This is a genomic window from Poseidonocella sp. HB161398, assembly GCF_005870025.1.
In the GTDB taxonomy this organism is placed as follows: Bacteria; Pseudomonadota; Alphaproteobacteria; order Rhodobacterales; family Rhodobacteraceae; genus Mangrovicoccus.
In genome coordinates, this window is sequence record NZ_VATA01000211.1 from 1 (window position 1) to 1,618 (window position 1,618).

Below are 1,618 nucleotides of genomic sequence, written 5' to 3' on the forward strand. Positions count from 1 at the left end.
CCGGTCTATGTCTTCGATGTCGACGACACGATCATTACCGGCACGCCGGAGGCGGACGTGCTGCAGGGCGGCTGGAAATCCGAGACCTACTACGGGCTGGCGGGTGACGACCTGATCGGTGCCAAGGGCGGTGCCGACACGGTCTGGGGCGGCTCCGGCGGTGACACCATTGCCGGGAATGCCGGACGGGATCTGCTGAATGGCGGCCAGGACGACGACCTGATCCTCGGCGGGCTCGGCGACGACACGATCCTCGGCGGCTCGGGCGACGACACCGTGCAGGGCGACGCGGGCAATGACATGGTCTACCTCGGCAGCGGCCATGACCTCTTCCTCGACAATGGCGAGACCGGGATTGCGGGCCGCGACACGGTCGAGGGCGGCGCGGGCAGCGACACGATCATCGCCGATGGCGGCATGGACAAGGTCGAGGGCGGGTCCGGGCGCGACCTCATCATGGGCGGCCAGGGCGCCGACGTGCTGCGCGGCGGGCTCGGCGACGACACGATCTTCGGCGGCAACGGCTCCGACGTCGTGCAGGGCGGCGCGGGCGCCGACCTGGTCGATCTCGGCGCGGGCTCCGACCGCTTCTCCGACTCTGGCGAGACCGGCGCGGCCGGGAGCGACACCGTCAATGGCGGCGACGGCAGGGACACGCTGGAGGCCGGGGGCGGCTTCGACCTGCTGACCGGCGGCGCGGGCGCCGACCTCTTCGTCTTCGCCGCGGGGTTCGAGGACGACACGATCACCGATTTCGAGGCCGGGACCGACCGGATCGACCTCACCGATGCGCTCGGCACTGGCTATTTCGGCGACCTGGTTTTCGAGAACACGGCCCAGGGGCTGCTGATCTACGCCGCGGGCAATCTTGCCGACACGATCCTGCTGACCGGGGTGCAGTCGGGCGATCTCGGTGCCTCCGACTTCCTGCAGGTCTAGCCCCCTGTCCGGCCGCGTGCGCCCGCCCGGGTTGCGCGGCCGGGAGATTCCGTCTTGCAATGCGCGCGGCTTGCGCCTGGACGCGGACCGGGTGCCGGGCACTTGGCGCCTGCTGACGAAAGTCACGATGATGTCCGGAAGACGACGACACCTGGGTCCTCTGGCCAAGCATCATCCGGAATTCGATCCAGTCGATCACGGCGTGGAAACGGTAGGCGTCCAGATCGACCACCGGCTTGAGCAACGTCTTGTCGTTAAAGCGGCGCTGCCTGCCGTCGAGCGGGGCAAACTTGTGGCCGAGAGACTGGATAGCCCGCGTCGAGAGCTTCGGTGCTGGCTTCCCGTATCCCGTATGGCAGCCGGGCGAGAATGGGCAGGGGCATGGGGCATCTCCTTGTTTCCTATGCTTATACCCGGCCCATGCAGGATGGTCTCATGGGATGCTGCCATTCGGCGGAGGCAGCGAGGGCACCGGCAAGCACGCCACCTTCTTCCATAGATTGTTCTATTCTAAGTTAAATTACCCTTAAGGGTAGAGGCTCTATCCCTTTCACCAGGGAGCCATGCCTTTGCGGTCCTTCATCGCGATTTCATTCAGATGTTAGAGTTTTCCTAGTTTCCATTGCCAAGACCTTTGCGGAGAGGGAGCAGAGCTCCATCACATTGAAACAATGTGCTT

Annotated in this window: 1 pseudogene; it reads left to right on the top strand. The window is 65.5% G+C overall.

The features are described 5' to 3' along the window. A pseudogene (locus FGX59_RS36795) lies at positions 1–939 on the top strand (calcium-binding protein); the annotation flags it as partial. Positions 940–1,618 lie beyond the last annotated feature (679 nt).